We start from the raw sequence: 16,406 nt of genomic DNA on the forward strand, positions 1-16,406 counted from the left end.
TTGGTTGGGCAGCGGTCAGGTCATCCCGGCGTTTGCCGGGATGACGCACAGGGACGGGGTCCCAGGCCTCGAATGGAACCGAGGTTTTAGACGGCCGCGTCCGCCTCGACGTGGTAGTGCGTCGCCACTTCCACTTCCTTCTTCGAGCCGAGGAAGACCGGCACGCGCTGGTGCAGGCCGGTCGGCTGCAGGCCCATGATAGCTTCGCGGCCGGTGGTGGCGGCGCCGCCGGCCTGCTCGATGATGAAGGCCATCGGGTTGGCCTCGTACATCAGGCGCAGCTTGCCGCCCTTGGACTTGATCTTCGCGTCCAGCGGATAGAAGAACACACCGCCGCGGGTGATGATGCGATGCACGTCGGCCACCATCGAAGCGACCCAGCGCATGTTGAAGTCCTTGCCGCGCGGACCGTCCTTGCCGGCCAGCAGCTCGCCGATATAGCGCTGCATCGGCGCTTCCCAGTGGCGCTGATTGGACATGTTGATGGCGAATTCGGCGGTCTCTTCCGGGATGCGGATGTCGCGGCGGCTGAGGATGAAGCTGCCCACTTCGCGATCCAGCGTGAACTCGTGCGTGCCATGGCCGAAGGTCAGCACCATCACGGTGGCGGGGCCGTACACCACGTAGCCGGCGGCGAGCTGGGTGGTGCCCGGCTGCAGGAAGTGCTCGGCCTTCGGTTCGGCGACGCCGTCCGGGCAGCGCAGGATCGAGAAGATGGTGCCGACCGAGATGTTCACGTCGATGTTCGAGCTGCCGTCGAGGGGATCGAACAGCAACAGGTGGTGGCCCTTCGGGTACATGTCGGGAATCGGCTGCGGGTCTTCCATTTCCTCCGACGCACACGCCGCGAGCTGGCCACCCCAGGCGTTCGCTTCCAGCAGGATCTCGTTGGAGATCACATCCAGCTTCTTCTGCGCCTCACCCTGGATGTTGCCGGTGCCGGCCTCGCCCAGCACGCCGCCCAGCGCGCCCTTGTTGGTGGCCACGGCGATGCGCTTGCAGGCGCGGGCGACGACCTCGATCAGCAGGGAAAGCTCGGCATTGATGCGGCCGGCGCGGCGTTCCTCGATAAGGAACTGGATGAGCGAGATGGACTTCATGACAGACCCGCGGAAAAAAGAGGTGCCCATTGTCCCGGCTCGCGCCCACGCATGCCAGCGGCCTGCCTGACCGGGCTGTTCAGCTGCGGGGAAGCGAGGGACGAGGGGTGAGTAGTGAGGGCGCGCGTTCTCGCCACTTGCGGGCTTGCCTCAGGTGGACCGTCCAGCGCCCTCGCCACTCGTCCCTAAGCCCTGCCGCCCTCGTGCAGGGGCCGACTGCTGACAACACGTTGGCAGCAGGGGGTCAGCAGACTGGCGTTCGTCACAAGGAGGGATTCTCATGCGCGATACGGTGTATTTCCTGGCATTCGACGGCTTTGCCGACTGGCACGCGGCGCAGGCCCTGTGCGAGATCCGCCGCCCGGGCGAGTGGCAGCTGCAGACGGTGGGGTTCTCGTTGCAGCCGGTGCTATCCATGGGCGGCCTGCGGGTGCTGCCCGAACTCACCCTGGCTGAGATGGAGCTCGATCGCGCGGCGCTGCTGATCGTGCCTGGCGGCTATGCCTGGGAGCGCGGGCAGGGCGAGGAGGCCGTGGAAGCGGCACGCCGTGTCTATACGGCCGGCGCCCCGGTGGCCGGCATCGACAGTGGTGTACTGGTGCTGGCCCGAGCCGGCCTGCTGGATGCCTGCCGTCATACCAGCAGCTGGCCCGGCCACATCGGTACGCATGTGCCCACGTACGCCGGTGCCGACCAGTACGACGCCGGCGTGCTGGCGGTCAGCGACGGTGGGGTGATCACCGCCAGTCAGCTGGGCAGCGTGGACTTTGCGCGCGAGGTGATCCGCACGCTGGACCTGTACAGCCCCAGCGATCGCGAGCACTGGTTCCGGCTGTTCAAGCACGCCCTGCCGCCACCGTGGTGCGCCAGCGAGATGTCCACTGTCGCTGCCGAAGCCGCATGAGGAGAACGTCATGCCTTTCCCGCTCGATCGGATTCTCATGGCTTACCGGCCGCTGTATCTGCGTGGTTTGCTGATGGATGGCCAATACAAGCTGCCGGCACGTCCGACACCCGAAACGGTGGTCAAACAGGAAGGCAGCAGCACGGAAGTCGTGGCCGAGCGTGTAGCGGTCGCGCCGCACAAGCCGCTTCACGGAGCTGCCACCTGATCAGGACTCACATGAGCGGTCGCGAGTGACCGCTGCACTCTCCCTGCTTATCGAGGTGCCATCATGACCACGCCACGCGTCACCTTCTATCACGCTCCCAACAGCCGCTCCGGCGGAACACGCGCGCTGCTCGAAGAACTCGGCGTCGACTACGACATGCACGTGCTCAACTTCCGCAAGAACGAGCAGCGCCAGCCGGAGTACATGGCCGTCAATCCGATGGGCAAGGTGCCGGCGATCGGGTACCGGGGCGAATTGGTCACCGAGCAGCCGGCGGTTTTCATCTTCCTGGCCGATCTGTATGCGGACAAAGGCCTCGCACCCGCTATCGACGATCCTTTGCGCGGGCCCTACTTGCGCTGGATGGTGTTCTACGGTTCGTGTTTCGAGCCGGCCCTGGTCGACCGTTCGATGCAGCGTGAACCGCCCAAGCCCTCGACCTGCCCGTATGGTGACTTCGACACCATGTACAACACGCTGGTAGCGCAGCTGGAGCGCGGCCCCTACATGCTCGGCGAGCGCTTCAGCGCACTGGACGTGCTGTGGGGCAATGCGCTGCATTGGATGACCATGTTCAAGCTGGCACCGGAGCTGCCCGCGGTCCGCGCCTATATCGACCGGGTCATCTCGCGTCCGGCCATGCAGCGCGCCGCGGCGAAAGATGCCGAGCTGGCGGCGGCGCTGGCGGCATGAGGTTCAGATCACCGACGAGACCCCTCATCGTCATCCCAGCGAAAGCTGGGATCCAGCGACTTTCGATCTAGCGAAACGTTTCAGAGGCACTGGACGACCAGCCCTTCGGCTGTTGAGAAGCGCCTCCAGCCTTCGCTGGGATGACGGTGAGGAACAAGCGGCGGTACCCACCACCATGACCCCCAACTGTGACTACCGACGCTGGCCCCACCACGGCGAGTCGGCCATCATGTGCCGATGCGTCGCGCCGACCGGCTCTTCCTCATCATCCATGCCCTGCGCGGCCGCCGCACCGCGCTGCAGGCACGCCAGCTGGCGGGCACGCTGGGCGTTTCGCTGCGCACGGTCTACCGCGACGTGGCCGACCTGCAGCTCTCCGGTGTGCCGATTGAAGGCGAGGCCGGCGTGGGTTACATCCTGCGCAAGGGCTCGGATATCCCGCCGCTGATGTTCACCGCGGACGAGCTCGAATCGCTGGTGGTCGGTACGCGCTTCGTGCGCGCCTTTGCCGGGCAGAAGCTGGCCGAGAGCGCACAGGCCGCGCTGATGAAAATCGAGGCCGTGCTGCCGCCGGACTTGCGCGAGCGAGCAGGGCGCACGCGCATCTACGCGCCGATCTGGCGTGACCAGAGCAAGACCGAATTCGCCGCGCTGATCGATCGCCTCAATGCAGCGATCACCGACAGCCAGGTATTGCGACTCGAATACAGCGACGAGGCTGGACGGACCAGCACGCGCGAAGTCGAGCCGCTATGCCTGTCGTTCTGGGGTGGCGCGTGGACGCTGGGCACCTGGTGCCGGCTCCGCGTCGGCTTCCGCAATTTCCGTCCGGACCGCATCGCCAGTTGCACGATTACCGGGGAGCGCTTCGGCGAAACGGAAGGCCATGACCTGAAGGCCTATCTGCAGGCCATGCGCGGCTATTACGAAGGCATGGAATAGCCGCCGGGACGGCCTGACTGCTTGGCGCTGCGGATGCGCCAATTCCGTTACCCTCGGCAACACCTCTTGCCGCAGGAGCCGCCGATGTCCGCGCCACCGAACGTCGTATCGGCAACGAACACGGCGGGCACCGATATCCTGGCCGGGCTGTCCATCGCCGGCTTGCTGCTGCCGGAGGCCGTCGCGTACTCCAGCATCGCGGGCTTGCCCCCGCAGGCCGGCGTCATCGCCTTGTTCGTCGGCCTGGCCTGTTATGGCCTGCTTGGCCGCAGTCGCTTCGCCATCGTGTCGGCCACCTCGTCATCCGCGGCGGTGCTGGCTGCCGGCACGCTGGCGCTGGCAGGCGGCGACCAGGTTTCGCGCGCCGCGATGGCGGCCACCCTGGTGTTGCTCACGGGTGGCTGCTTCCTGATCGCCGGCATGGCCCGACTGGGCGGCCTCTCGCATCTGATCGCGCGGCCGGTGTTGCGCGGCTACACCTTCGGCCTGGCCTGTGTGATCGCGCTGAAGCAGCTGCCGCACTTGTTTGGCGTACCGGAGTTGCATGGCGATTTCGTCCCCCTGTTGCTGGCCAAGCTGGTACGCGACCTGCCCCAGCTGCACGTGGTGACGCTCGGCTGTGGCGCCCTCGCACTGGCGCTGTTGTTCCTCAGCGAACGCCTGCGGCGCGTGCCGGGCAGCCTGGTGGTCATCGCGCTGGGTGTCGCGGTATCGGGCTGGCTGGCGCACCGTGGTGTGCCGCTGACCGGGGAAATCGTGCTGACGCCGCAGTGGGCGTGGCCGACCTGGCCAGCCAGCGGTGAATGGTTGCCCAGCGTCGAACTGGCGGCGGCGCTGCTGCTGATTCTTTACGCCGAGTCCTACAGTTCCATCCGTGGCTTCGCCTTGAAGCATGGCGACCGCGTGGATTCGAACCGCGATCTTGCCGTACTGGGCCTCGCGAACGCCATTTCGGGCCTGCTGCATGGCATGCCGGTAGGCGCGGGCTATTCGGGTACGTCGGCGAACGAGGCAGCGGGTGCTCGTTCGCGCCTCTCCGGTCTGGTGGCGGCGGTCAGCGTGTTGTTGATGGTGTGCCTGCTGTTGCGCTGGATCGAACGGATTCCCCAGCCGGTGCTGGCCGCCATCGTGATTCATGCGGTCAGCAAATCGCTGCGCATATCGACTTTCACCCCTTATTTCCGCTGGCATCGGGATCGCCTGGTGGCGCTGGCAGCGGTGCTGGCGGTGCTGTCGCTGGGCATCCTCAATGGCTTGCTGTTCGCCATCGCCTTCAGCCTGATCATGCTGCTGCGCCAACTGTCCACGCCGCGCCTGAGCGTGCTGGGCCGCCTGGCGGGCGGCCACGATTTCGTCGACATCGAGCAGCATCCCGAAGCCGTGGCGCCACCCGGCATGTTGATCGTGCGCCCCGAGGAACCCCTGTTCTTCGTCAATGCCGAGTCGGTACTTGCCCAGGCGCGTCATCGGGTCGATGCCGGCCAAGGACTTTGCCGGCTGGTGCTGAGCCTGGAAGAGTCGCCGGACCTCGACGGCACCGCCCTCGAAGCGCTCGGCGATTTCGCGGCCTGGCTCAGTGCTCGTGGCATCGAGCTGCGCGTGGCACGATTGAAGGACGCCGCCCGCGACGCACTGTCGCGTATGGCGATACCCCAGCTTTCGCCACAGGCGCTGGACTACTGGAGCGTGGAGGATGCTGTTTCGGCAACCTCGCCCACCTCTTCTTCGGCCAAGGAAAACCCTTAGTGAACAAAGCAATGCGCATGACCTGGCTCGCAGCAGCCGCTCTCACGCTGGCCGCGCCGGTCTGGGCCGAAGCGAACGCCGATGCCCGCTTCAAGCAGATCTACGAGCAGGAATGGGCCTGGCGCAACGGTCAGTCCGGCATCAGCACGTCGGGCGAGGCGCAGCCGAACGGCTCGCGCCTGGACAATGTGGATGCGGCCAACCAGCAGAAGCGGCTCGATTACTGGCAGAAAGTGCTGACCAGCCTGGATGCCATCGACCCGAAGCAGCTGTCCGCCGAAGAGCAGGTCAACTACGCGGTCTATCGCGCCCAGGTCCAGAACCTGCTCGCCGCCCAGCAGTTCAAGCAATGGCAGATGCCGTTCAATAGCGACTCGGCGTTCTGGAGCGATCTCAACTACGTGCTCGAAGGCGAAAACCTGCGCACGGAGAAAGACTATCGCCGCTACCTTGATCGCCTCGGCCAGGTCCCGTCCTATTTCCAGCAGCAGATCGCCAATATGCGCGATGGCCTGGCGCGTGGCTTTACCGTGCCGCGCGCAGTCCTCGATGGCCGCGACGTATCGATTGCCTCCGTCGCCGAGCTGAAGGATCCCACGCAAAGCAGCTTCTACAAGCCGTTCGAAAAGATGCCGGCCTCGATCGCGCCTGCCCAAGCGGCAAAAATGCAGGAAGAAGCCCGCCAGGCCATCGCCGGCAAGGTGATTCCCGCCTACGCCAACCTGCTGACGTTCTTCCGCGACGAATACGTGCCCAAGGCACGCACGACGCTGGCGGCGGAAGCGATGCCGGATGGCAAGGCCTGGTATCGCCAGCAGATCATCGAATACACCACGCTCGACCTCAGCCCCGATGCGATCCATCAGATCGGTCTCGACCAGGTGGCGAAGATCCACGCCGAGATGGTCAAGACCATGCAGGAGACCGGCTTCAAGGGCAGCTTCGCCGACTTCCTGCATTTCCTGCGCACCGATCCCCAGTTCTACGCCAAGACCCCGGATGAACTGCTGATGCGCACCGCCTGGGTCGCCAAGCAGGTCGACGCCCAGCTGGGCAAGGAATTCGGCCGCCTGCCGCGCCAGCGCTTCGCCATCGTGCCGGTGTCGCCGGATATCGCGCCTTACTACACCTCCGGCCGTGGCGGCGCGAACAGCTACCTGGTCAACACCTACGACCTGCCGTCGCGTCCGCTCTACAACATGCCGGCCTTGACCCTGCACGAGTCGGCGCCCGGTCACTCGCTGCAGTTGGCCCTGGCGGCCGAGCAGAAGGGCCAGCCCGCGTTCCGTCGTGAGGGCTACATCTCCGCCTACGGCGAGGGTTGGGGCCTGTACTCCGAATATCTCGGCAACGAGATGGGCATCTACAAGACGCCGTATGACCGCTTCGGCTATCTCACCTACCAGATGTGGCGTGCGGCCCGCCTGGTGGTCGATACCGGCATCCACCACCTGGGTTGGACGCGCCAGCAGGCCATCGACTTCATGACGCAAAACACCGCGCTGTCCGATCGCGAGATCGCCAACGAAGTGGATCGTTACATCAGCTGGCCGGGCCAGGCGCTGTCGTACGAGCTGGGTTACCTGAAGATCCTCGAACTACGCCAGAAAGCCGAGCAGGCGCTGGGCAGCAAGTTCGACATCCGCCACTTCCACGACACCGTGCTGCAGATCGGCTCGGTGCCGCTGCCGGTGCTGGAACAGCGCATCGACCGCTTCATCGCCGACGGCGGCCCGGAGCCGGATTTCGGCGACGACTGTGCCAAGCCAACCAAGGCCCCGTAACACCTCCCGCTCCCTCTCCCCTCCGGGGATAGGGTTGGGGTGAGGGGCCAATCTTGCGTCAGGCTCGCTGCAAAGCGAGCTCTGTCCCTAAGCTCCAGAGCTGACGCCATTCATGGCGCATCTAGCTACTACCCCACGCGGTACGGCCGGCACGATCACGGCTTGCCCGCATCCGCCTTCCCCGTCTCCGCAAAACGCTGCAGCCGCTGCAGCTGCTCCATCATCACGCCATCGACAACCGGCGCGAGCTTGTCCAGGCCGCTTTGGCTGGCCCCGTTGACCCGATACTCGAATTGCAACGTGGTGCCATCGGCGGCCGGCTTGAGCGCAAACGTCATCACCCCTTGCACGGCCATGTCCTGCAGCGGACCCAGCGCCGTATCCAGGCGCAGCAGATGGCCAGGATTGGCCCAGATCACGTGGCCGTGCGCCACGCTTTGATCATTCCAACGCTCGCAAAAGCAACCACCGGCGTCGGCCTGGAGGCTCAGGTGCGCGGCATCGCTGGAGAAGGTGTGCTTGCTGCTCCACCAATGCCCGATGTCGACCAGCGCTGCATAGAGCTTGGCGGGCGGCGCATGCACCACGCGGCTGTCCTGCAGCAGCAGGTGATCGGCGCTGGCTTCCTTCACTTCGGCATGGGTGGCGCAAGAAAGCCCCATAAGCAGGGCCACGATGACGCTGATGCGCATGGCGATTCCTCCTTCGGACGTGCGCGGAGTATGCGACGTGGCCGACGCCGATGGCATGGGCCGTATGGTTGATGGGGGTCGACCTCCACGGTTGGCAATCATGCACCAGTAAAGTACAATTGGTCCGAACTTCACTGGGAGAGTCAAGCCATGGCAGCTCATCTCCAGCCTGAAAGCCTTCCTTCCGCCGATCTGGGCGGCCCCGCGCTGCGGGCTTTCTTCAACCTCGCGGAACGCTGGGATCTGCGCATTGCGGATCAGCGACGCCTGCTCGGCGATCCGCCCGAGTCCACCTTCTACAAGTGGAAGCGCCTGCAGAGCGGCACCCTCAGTCGCGACGTGCTCGAACGCATCAGCTATCTGCTGGGCATCTTCAAGAACCTGCAGATCCTGTTTCCCGACCCGCAGCAGGCCGATACCTGGGTACATCGGGCGAACCAGTCGCCGTTGTTCGGGGGACAGTCCGCGTTGCAGCGCATGTTGTCGGGCAACGTGGCCGACCTGTATGTGGTGCGCCAATACCTGGATGCCCAGCGCGGCTGGAACTGAAGCCCGCCGCCCGTCCACCGCGTGCTGCGGGGCAGGTCGCAACTGGCGATACGGCGGGCCTGCATACTCATCCCTCCAGCCGATCGCCTGGGACACGACACGTCATGGCCGACATCCCCCCGCTCAAACGCATCCGCTGGAGCCAGGCCTATCGCATCGTGCCGAGCCGGTTTCCGCCGGTGGGCGTCTTCGATCGCATTGCCGAGCCGGGCGATCTCGACGCGCTCTACGCGATTGAAGCGATGACCAATCCGCGTCTGCGCGACGAACTCGGCGAGCTGCGCCTGGTGCCGCCGGAACGGCGCATCAGCGGCCCCGGCACCACGCCGGTGATGGCTGCGTTTACCCATCTCAATCCGGAAGGAAGCCGTTTTTCCGACGGCACCTGGGGCGTGTTCTACGCTGCGCACAGCGTGGCGACCGCGGTCGAGGAAACCGTGTATCACCGCGAGCTGTTTCTCGCCGCCACCTCGGAACCGGCCTGCGATATCGAGATGCGCTGCTACCGCACCAGCATCCAGGCCCGCTTGCATGATTTGCGTGGCGGCTGGAAAGCCGAGCATGCTCCCGATAGCTACGCTGCCGGCATCGCCCTGGCACGCCGGCTGCGCAGTGAAGGTTCCGATGGCCTGGTCTACGACAGCGTGCGTCATCAAGGCGGCGAATGCGTCGCCGTGTTCTATCCGGACCGGGTGGCGCCCTGCGTGCAGACGCAGCACCTGATGTATCGCTGGGACGGCAAGCGCATCGCCCAGGTGCTTACCGTTGACGAGTGGAAGCGCGATTGACGATGGCGATACTTAATCAGCGTTGCCTCAAAAAGAACGGGCCTCCCGGTGGGAGACCCGCCTGGCATCCATGCCACCAAACGATTGCAATCAGAATCGATAGCCGAGGCTGATGCCGTAGACCATCGGATTGATCGTGGCCGTGCCTACCTTGGCGCCTCCCACTTTGACATCGCTCTTGATGTTTACCCAGCGCAGGTCCGCCGTGACGATCCACTTGGGATTGATGGTGACATCGATACCTGCGTGGGCCGCGACGCCCCAGCTGTTGGCGATGCTGACGCTGGTGCCTTGCAGCGCACCGGCACCCTTGGTGTCGAAGAAGTTCGTGTAGTTCACGCCAAGGCCCAGGAACGGCGACCAGGTGTTGTTCGGCATGAAGTGGTAATTCAGCCCTACGGTGGGTGGCAGCTGCTTGGTCTGCGCGACCTTGCCGAGGCCGGACAGTCGCACGTCGTGCTCAAACGGCCATGCGGCGAGCACGTCCACGCCCAGGTTCGGCGTGATCATGTATTCCAGGCTGGCCGAGGGACGGACACTGCTGTTGACGGTGGCCTTCATGCCGGCGAGGGTGCCGTTATTGCTCTTCGGATCGACCACGCTGGCGCCGAAGCGTACGACCCAGTTGTCATTGGTATCTGCGTGAGCGGCAGGTGCGGCGACGCCGCCCAGGGCAGCGGCGAGGAACAGGGGAAGGAGGACTTTCATGGGGATTTTCCGCTCTTTTTGTCTATCGGGGCGGAACCATGGTCGTCAGGATCGTGTTAAGCGGTTTTGATCTGGGTCATGCCGACCTGGGGCATACGGACGCAGCAGGTGAAGCCCCGAAACGCAGCGGCCCGCCGGGAGGCGGGCCGCACACGCCGTCCATTCGAGCAGCGATCAGGTATCGGCGTCGGTCGCCCAGCCCTCACGATTGCCGCGCGTGAATACACGGTCGCTGTCCAGAACCTCGCCAGCAGCGTGGGCCGGCTGCTCCTTCAGCTTGGCGTAGATCGGCGTGAAATCCGGCCGCGTGGCATCGAACAGCTGCTCGAAGCTATCGATGACGAAATAGGTCTGCTGGTAGGTATCGATGCGGTAACGCGCGCTCATCACCCGCTCCAGGCCGAAGCCGATCCGATTGGGCGAGGGCGAGTCCAGCGAGTAGATCGACTCACCCTTGGAACTGACGATGCCGGCACCGTAGATGCGCATGCCGTCCTTGGTGTTGATCAGGCCGAATTCCACCGTGTACCAGTACAGGCGCGTGAGGTTCATCAACGCGTCGGGACCGATCGCGAACGCCTTCATGCCGCCGCGGCCGTAAGCCTGCATGTAGTCGGCGAAGACCGGGTTGAGCAACAGCGGCACATGGCCGAACAAGTCATGGAACAGGTCGGGTTCGCTGAGATAGTCCAGCTGGTCCGGCTTGCGGATCCACCAGCTGACGGGGAAGCGGCGATGCGCCAGATGGTCGAAGAACACCTCGTCCGGCAGCAGTCCCTCGACCGCCACCAGCTCCCAGCCGGTGGCCGCACCCAGCACCTTGTTCAGGTCGGAGAATTTGGGGATGCCACCATCGCCAAGACCGAAGCGGGCCACGCCGTCCATGAATTCCTGGCAGGCGCGTCCCGGCAACAAGTCACGCTGGCGCTGGTACAGGGTGTCCCAGACCTCATGGTCGGTGCGGGAATAGTCCGCCCACGGCTGCTCCACGACACCGGTGGCGTATACCGGCACATAGCCCCGGTCGGTCTGCTGGTGTTCGACGCGGCGTGGCGTGGTGTCCATGGAGCGGCTCCGGATGGCCTTGGCCATCAAGTTTCGGGGGATGGCACAGCATATGGCCGAAACCGCGCACGATGATTGTTTTATTGCTTAAATTCAGCCTTGTGGCGCAATAATCAGCAAGCCAAGCCGGCCATTTCAGGATTTTATTGCCATGACGACCCTGGATCGCACCGATCTGCGCATCCTTGCCGTGTTGCAGGGCGAAGGCCGCATTACCAATGCCGAGCTGGCTGAACGAGTCAGCCTATCGCCGTCGGCCTGCCTGCGCCGTCTTCAGCGCCTCGAAGCGGAAGGCATCCTCACCGGCTATACCGCCCAGGTCGACCCCCAGGCGATCGGGCTGGGCCTGCAGGCCTTTGTCCGCGTGCAATTGACCAAGCATGAAAGCGCGGCGGTGGAGCATTTCGTGGGGCTGGTGAATGGCTGGGATGAAGTCGTGGCCTGCTACGCCCTGACCGGCGACATGGACTATCTGCTGCATGTCTATGTGGCCGACCTGCAGGACTTCTCGCGCTTCCTGCTCGACCGCTTGCTGAACGCCGCTGGCGTCGCTGATGTCAATTCGAGTTTCGTCCTACGTACAGTCAAGCGCTCGGCCGCTTTGCCCTTAGCCCAACTTGAGCGCTGAAGATGCCGGAGTAGGTCGCAGGGGCTTCAACTAACGCTAAACTAACCAGACTGATGAACACCGAAACCGTTTCCGCCCCGGATCGCCGCGACCTGATTCGACCCCTGCGTTACGCCTGGCGCGTACCGTTGTTGCTGCTGCACGCGATCCTGGGCGTCCTGCTGTGTTCGTTCATCCTCAGCTGGGGTCGCCACGCGGTGATGAAGAACGGCCGCGAACCGTTCCCGCACCGCACCATCCGCTGGTGGTCGACGGCGCTACTGCGTATTTTCGGCCTGCGCTCGGTACGCATGGGCAAGCCGCTGGCCGATCCGGTGCTGTTCGTGGCCAATCACACTTCTTGGCTGGACATCGAGCTGCTGCACAGCCAGCGCGCGGCCTGTTTCGTCGCCAAGTCCGAGATCGCGCGCTGGCCACTGGTGGGCTGGATGGCCGCCTCGGGCGGCACCATCTTTCACCGCCGCGGCAGCAACCATTCGCTGGCGGCGGTGATGCAGGTGATGGTGGACCGCCTGCGTGGCGGTCGTTCGGTGGCGGTCTTTCCCGAGGGCGGTACCGGCCATAACGGCGTACTGCGGGTGTTCCACGCGCGCATCTTCCAGGCCGCGCTCGATGCCGAAGTTCCGGTACAGCCCGTTGCGCTGCGTTTCGCGCGCGACGGCCGCCGGGTGATCGAAGCCGGTTTCCGCGAGCACGAGAACTTCATGCAGAACTTCCTGCGTCTGCTTGGTGACGCGCCACTCGACGTCGAGGTGCATTTCCTCGAGCCCGTACCGGCCACGCCGGATGCCCGTCGCCGCATGGCCGAGCTGTCGCGTGAGCGCATTGCGCTGGCGCTGGAAGACAAGCCAACCCACGATAAGCACGCATGAGCCTGCCGCAAGGAAAGGATTTCCTGCCACCGAGGCCGCTACGCAGCGGCCATATCCAGACCATGCTGTCGTCAAGCGGCGTACGTCGTCTGCTGTTGCCCAAGGCCGCGCAGACCGTGTTGAACGGTGCCGAGCCGGTGACGGTCGATGGCGGCGATGGCGTCAGACTGACCGGCGCCTACACCGCCCAGCGCACGCAGGCGAGATCACGTGGCCTCGCGGTGCTGTTCCACGGCTGGGAAGGCAGCGTCGATTCCACCTATGTGCTGCAGACGGGCAGTCGCCTGCTGGCGGATGGCTGGGACATCTTCCGCCTCAACTTTCGCGATCACGGCGACAGCCACAACCTCAACGAAGCGCTGTTCCATTCGTGCCGCATCGACGAGGTGGTCAACGCGCTGCTGGACATCGCGCAGCGCTACCCGAGCCGGCCGATGGCGCTCGCGGGTTTCTCGCTCGGTGGCAATTTCGCCCTGCGAGCGGCCTTGCGCGCGCCTGCCGTGGGGCTGCCGTTGAGTTATGCGCTGGCGGTGTGTCCGATCATCGATCCCAGCGAAGGCCTGTTTTCGCTGGAGGAAGCGGCGCCGTGGTTTTACCAGGCGTATTTCATGCACAAGTGGCGTCGCTCGTTGCAGGCCAAGCAGGCGGCGTTCCCGCACCGGGAATACTTCGAGCTGTCCGAGCTGAAGCAGAGCCTGCGCGGCCTGACTGCCTCGCTGGTGATGCGGCATACCGACTTCGATACGCTCGAAGCCTATTTGGATGGCTATTCGGTGGCAGGCGAGGCACTCGCCAACATGCATGTGCCGGCCACCATCCTCACGGCGCGCGACGATCCGGTCATTCCGGTGGACGCCTTCGAGAAGTTGCGGCTGTCGGCCAATGTCGAGCTGGACATCTCCACCTATGGCGGGCATTGCGGCTTCATCCGTGGCTGGGACATGACCAGCTTCACCGACGACTACATCGCGGCGCGTTTCAACGCGATCGCGCCGGCCTGAGCGCAGTCGGCTACTGACATCTTGTTGATGGGACATCGTTGACACTCCACGAGGTGGGTACGACGATATTTCTTCGTGCGCCAAAGGAAGGTCGTATGGGCACCTTCTTTGGCAACTACGGGAGGACACGACCATGAGCAGGCATGCCAAAGGGACCTTCGACGTAAAGATGTCGCCGCAGACCGAAGCCGATGGCGTCGGTGATCCCAGCGTCGGGCGCCTGGCCCTCGTCAAGCAATACCATGGCGACCTGGAAGGTTCCGGCAAGGGCCAGATGCTCGCCGTTGGCACGCCGATCGATGGCTCCGCGGGCTATGTGGCCATGGAACGCATCAGCGCGACCTTGCACGGGCGCAGTGGCAGTTTCGCGTTACAGCACACCGGTACGATGAATCGCGGAACGCCGCGGCTGTCGATCACGGTCGTGCCGGACTCGGGCACCGACGCCCTGGGCGGGATCAGCGGCAGCTTCGACATCACGATGGCGAACGGCGTGCACTCTTACGATTTCGAGTACTCGCTGCCCGACCTGCCCTGACCGTTCGCAAGTAGCCCTCGCCGGGTATACGCTTTCGATTTGCCGCCGCGGAGATTCAACCATGCGCAAGTTGATGTTCGCCTTGTTGGGGCTGTTGCTTGCTCCGGTGATCCTTGCTGCCCCAGCCCTGGACAAGCTGACCTTGCCCAAGGGCTTCCACATCGCCGTGTACTCGGACGCCGTGCCGAATGCGCGCGAAATGGCATTGGGCGCCAAGGGCACGGTGTTTGTCGGTTCAAACGATGCGGGCAAGGTCTATGCGCTCACCGACAGCAAGGGCGATGGTCATGCCGACAAGGTGCGCGTCATTGCCAGTGGCCTACAGTTGCCGGTGGGCGTGGCGTTCAAGAACGGCGACCTGTACATCTCCGCGGTAAGCAAGATCCTGGTACTGCGCGATATCGAGAACCACCTCGATAATCCGCCGTCGCCGGAAGTCGTCTTCGACAAATTCCCCACCGACACCCACCACGGCTGGAAATTCATTGCGTTCGGCCCCGACAACAAGCTCTACGTGCCAATTGGCGCGCCATGCAACATCTGCGACAAGGGCCAGGCCTACGCCAAGCTCACGCGCATGAATGCCGACGGCAGCGGCCTCGAGGATGTCGCCTATGGCATTCGCAATACGGTGGGCTTTACCTGGCGGCCGGGTTCAGGCCAGCTGTGGTTCACCGACAATGGTCGCGACATGATGGGCGACGACATGCCCAGCGACGAACTCAACAAGCTCAGTCATGTCGGCGAGCACTTCGGTTTCCCGTATTGCCATCAGGGCGACACGCTCGACCCGGAATTCGGCCAGGGCAAGAACTGCAAGGATTACACGCCGCCCGTGCTGAAGCTGGGCGCGCACGTGGCTTCACTCGGACTTCGTTTCTATGAAGGCAAGCAGTTCCCGGCCAGTTACAAGGGAGCGCTGTTCATCGCCGAGCACGGTTCGTGGAACCGCAGCAAGAAATCCGGCTATCGCGTAATGACGGTGCGTCTCAACGGGGATAAGGTGGCGTCTTACGAGCCGCTGATCGAGGGGTTCCAGCAGGACGAAAAGGCGTGGGGGCGACCGGTCGACGTCCAGCCGTTGCCGGATGGCAGCCTGCTGGTGAGCGACGACCTCGCCGGCGCCGTCTATCGCGTGACCTACGAGAAGCCTTGAGGCAACGCCGCCATCGCGGCCGCGCATGAAACCAGATCAACGTTCCAGGAGAACAGCCTTGCAACTGCGCAGTGACAATTTCCAACATGGCCAGTCGATTCCCTCCAAGCTCGCTTTTGGCAAGCGTGGAGCGCCGGTGGCGCTATCCGACAACCTGAGCCCTCATCTGGCCTGGAAGGAGGCACCGCTGGCTGCGCGCTCCTTCGTGCTCACCTGCATCGACTTCGACGTGCCAAGCAAGCCCGACGACGTCAACCAGGAAGGTCGTAGCGTGCCGGCGGACCTGCCACGGGTGGAGTTCGTGCATTGGCTGATGGCGAATATCCCGGTCGAATGCGGCGAATTGGGCGAAGGCGCGTGCAGTGAGGGCATCGTGGCGCACGGCAAGCGCGCTCCCTACGGCCCGCCGGGCAGCGTCCAGGGCATCAACGACTACACCGGCTGGTTCGCGGGCGACCCGGACATGCGTGGTGAATACCTCGGCTACGACGGCCCGTGCCCGCCATGGAACGACTCGCTGCTGCATCACTATCACTTCCGCCTTTACGCCCTCGACGTGGAGCATCTCAAGCTTGCCGACGGCTTCACCGTCAGCGAGCTGCGTGCGGCGATGGACGGCCATGTGCTGGCCGAGGCGGAGTTGATGGGAACCTATTCGCTCAATCCGGCACTGGACTGAGCGACGGGCGAAGGAATCGTGAACGGGGCCCAACGTGATGAATGGATGGCGCCCTCTTCACGCCCGCAAGGCATGCGCTGTGGGTGAATGATCAGGGGGCTATCGGCTGCCCCGTCATGAGGAACGCCCCATGCTGCACTACGCCCTGGTCTTTCTGGTCATCGCCATCATCGCGGCTTTGTTCGGGTTTACCGGCATTGCCGGTACCGCTGCCGGTATCGCGAAGATCCTGTTCATCATTTTCCTGATTCTCGCGGTGATCGCCTTCTTTCGCCGCGCCAGCTGAGCGTCAGCGCATCGGGTCGATCCGGACCAGGTGTGCGCCCGGCGCGCGGCCTTGGTTACAGTAGAAC

General features: G+C 64.3%; 19 protein-coding genes. 15 read left to right on the forward strand and 4 right to left on the reverse strand.

What is annotated here, in order from left to right:
- Positions 1–86: 86 nt before the first annotated feature.
- Complete coding sequence (locus OUZ49_RS18270; RefSeq protein ID WP_266152039.1) at positions 87–1,100, reverse strand: class 1 fructose-bisphosphatase; 1,014 nt, start codon at positions 1,098–1,100, stop codon at positions 87–89.
- A 280-nt stretch (positions 1,101–1,380) separates the two neighbouring features.
- Here OUZ49_RS18270 and OUZ49_RS18275 point away from each other — a divergent pair, with 280 nt between their 5' ends.
- The 6 genes from OUZ49_RS18275 to OUZ49_RS18300 all read left to right on the forward strand — a co-directional run bounded on the left by OUZ49_RS18275 (position 1,381) and on the right by OUZ49_RS18300 (position 7,377).
- Positions 1,381–2,004: a DJ-1/PfpI family protein gene (locus OUZ49_RS18275; protein ID WP_266152040.1), complete on the forward strand. Its 624-nt coding sequence runs from the start codon at positions 1,381–1,383 to the stop codon at positions 2,002–2,004.
- 10 nt (positions 2,005–2,014) lie between these two features.
- Positions 2,015–2,212, forward strand: coding sequence for a hypothetical protein (locus tag OUZ49_RS18280; RefSeq protein ID WP_266152041.1), 198 nt, complete (start codon positions 2,015–2,017; stop codon positions 2,210–2,212).
- 63 nt (positions 2,213–2,275) lie between these two features.
- The gene (locus OUZ49_RS18285) at positions 2,276–2,905 is read left to right on the forward strand and encodes a glutathione S-transferase family protein (RefSeq protein WP_266152042.1); all 630 of its coding nucleotides are present in this window, start codon (positions 2,276–2,278) and stop codon (positions 2,903–2,905) included.
- 237 nt (positions 2,906–3,142) lie between these two features.
- Positions 3,143–3,847, forward strand: a complete 705-nt coding sequence (locus OUZ49_RS18290; protein ID WP_266152043.1) for a helix-turn-helix transcriptional regulator — start codon at positions 3,143–3,145, stop codon at positions 3,845–3,847.
- A gap of 84 nt (positions 3,848–3,931) precedes the next feature.
- Positions 3,932–5,593: a SulP family inorganic anion transporter gene (locus tag OUZ49_RS18295; protein ID WP_266152044.1), complete on the forward strand. Its 1,662-nt coding sequence runs from the start codon at positions 3,932–3,934 to the stop codon at positions 5,591–5,593.
- 17 nt (positions 5,594–5,610) lie between these two features.
- Positions 5,611–7,377, forward strand: a complete 1,767-nt coding sequence (locus OUZ49_RS18300) for a DUF885 domain-containing protein (RefSeq protein ID WP_266152045.1) — start codon at positions 5,611–5,613, stop codon at positions 7,375–7,377.
- Between the two features lie 155 nt (positions 7,378–7,532).
- On the opposite strand, the gene OUZ49_RS18305 is transcribed toward OUZ49_RS18300, so the two are convergent.
- The gene (locus OUZ49_RS18305) at positions 7,533–8,069 is read right to left on the reverse strand and encodes an SRPBCC family protein (RefSeq protein WP_266152046.1); all 537 of its coding nucleotides are present in this window, start codon (positions 8,067–8,069) and stop codon (positions 7,533–7,535) included.
- Between the two features lie 150 nt (positions 8,070–8,219).
- Here OUZ49_RS18305 and OUZ49_RS18310 point away from each other — a divergent pair, with 150 nt between their 5' ends.
- Together OUZ49_RS18310 and OUZ49_RS18315 are read left to right on the forward strand one after the other, a co-directional pair.
- Positions 8,220–8,618, forward strand: a complete 399-nt coding sequence (locus OUZ49_RS18310) for an MbcA/ParS/Xre antitoxin family protein (protein WP_266152047.1) — start codon at positions 8,220–8,222, stop codon at positions 8,616–8,618.
- Between the two features lie 104 nt (positions 8,619–8,722).
- Positions 8,723–9,406: an RES family NAD+ phosphorylase gene (locus OUZ49_RS18315; RefSeq protein ID WP_266152048.1), complete on the forward strand. Its 684-nt coding sequence runs from the start codon at positions 8,723–8,725 to the stop codon at positions 9,404–9,406.
- Between the two features lie 90 nt (positions 9,407–9,496).
- Here the strand turns inward: OUZ49_RS18315 and OUZ49_RS18320 are convergent, their stop codons facing one another.
- Both OUZ49_RS18320 and phhA read right to left on the reverse strand, forming a co-directional pair.
- On the reverse strand, positions 9,497–10,114 hold the full coding sequence (locus OUZ49_RS18320; protein ID WP_266152049.1) for an OmpW/AlkL family protein: 618 nt from the start codon (positions 10,112–10,114) through the stop codon (positions 9,497–9,499).
- Positions 10,115–10,288: 174 nt separating this feature from the next.
- Entirely contained in the window at positions 10,289–11,179 is an 891-nt protein-coding gene (gene phhA / locus OUZ49_RS18325) for a phenylalanine 4-monooxygenase (protein ID WP_266152050.1), read from the reverse strand.
- Between the two features lie 151 nt (positions 11,180–11,330).
- Between phhA and OUZ49_RS18330 the strand changes: the two genes are divergently transcribed.
- The 7 genes from OUZ49_RS18330 (at position 11,331) to OUZ49_RS18360 (ending at position 16,339) form a co-directional block, all read left to right on the forward strand.
- On the forward strand, positions 11,331–11,807 hold the full coding sequence (locus OUZ49_RS18330; RefSeq protein ID WP_266152051.1) for an Lrp/AsnC family transcriptional regulator: 477 nt from the start codon (positions 11,331–11,333) through the stop codon (positions 11,805–11,807).
- 53 nt (positions 11,808–11,860) lie between these two features.
- A complete protein-coding gene (locus OUZ49_RS18335; RefSeq protein ID WP_266152052.1) occupies positions 11,861–12,679 on the forward strand; it encodes a lysophospholipid acyltransferase family protein in 819 nt (272 codons plus the stop codon).
- Positions 12,676–13,680, forward strand: a complete 1,005-nt coding sequence (locus tag OUZ49_RS18340) for a YheT family hydrolase (protein WP_266152053.1) — start codon at positions 12,676–12,678, stop codon at positions 13,678–13,680. Before OUZ49_RS18335 ends, OUZ49_RS18340 begins: the two co-directional genes overlap by 4 nt.
- Before the next feature lie 133 nt (positions 13,681–13,813).
- Entirely contained in the window at positions 13,814–14,218 is a 405-nt protein-coding gene (locus OUZ49_RS18345; protein ID WP_266152054.1) for a DUF3224 domain-containing protein, read from the forward strand.
- Positions 14,219–14,279: 61 nt separating this feature from the next.
- On the forward strand, positions 14,280–15,374 hold the full coding sequence (locus tag OUZ49_RS18350; RefSeq protein WP_266152055.1) for a PQQ-dependent sugar dehydrogenase: 1,095 nt from the start codon (positions 14,280–14,282) through the stop codon (positions 15,372–15,374).
- A 58-nt stretch (positions 15,375–15,432) separates the two neighbouring features.
- Positions 15,433–16,053: a YbhB/YbcL family Raf kinase inhibitor-like protein gene (locus OUZ49_RS18355; RefSeq protein ID WP_266152056.1), complete on the forward strand. Its 621-nt coding sequence runs from the start codon at positions 15,433–15,435 to the stop codon at positions 16,051–16,053.
- A gap of 130 nt (positions 16,054–16,183) precedes the next feature.
- Positions 16,184–16,339 (forward strand): DUF1328 domain-containing protein, encoded by a 156-nt coding sequence (locus OUZ49_RS18360; protein WP_114240942.1) that lies wholly within the window; start codon positions 16,184–16,186, stop codon positions 16,337–16,339.
- Positions 16,340–16,406 lie beyond the last annotated feature (67 nt).

The organism is Dyella halodurans (genome assembly GCF_026283925.1).
In the GTDB taxonomy this organism is placed as follows: Bacteria; Pseudomonadota; Gammaproteobacteria; order Xanthomonadales; family Rhodanobacteraceae; genus Dyella; species Dyella halodurans.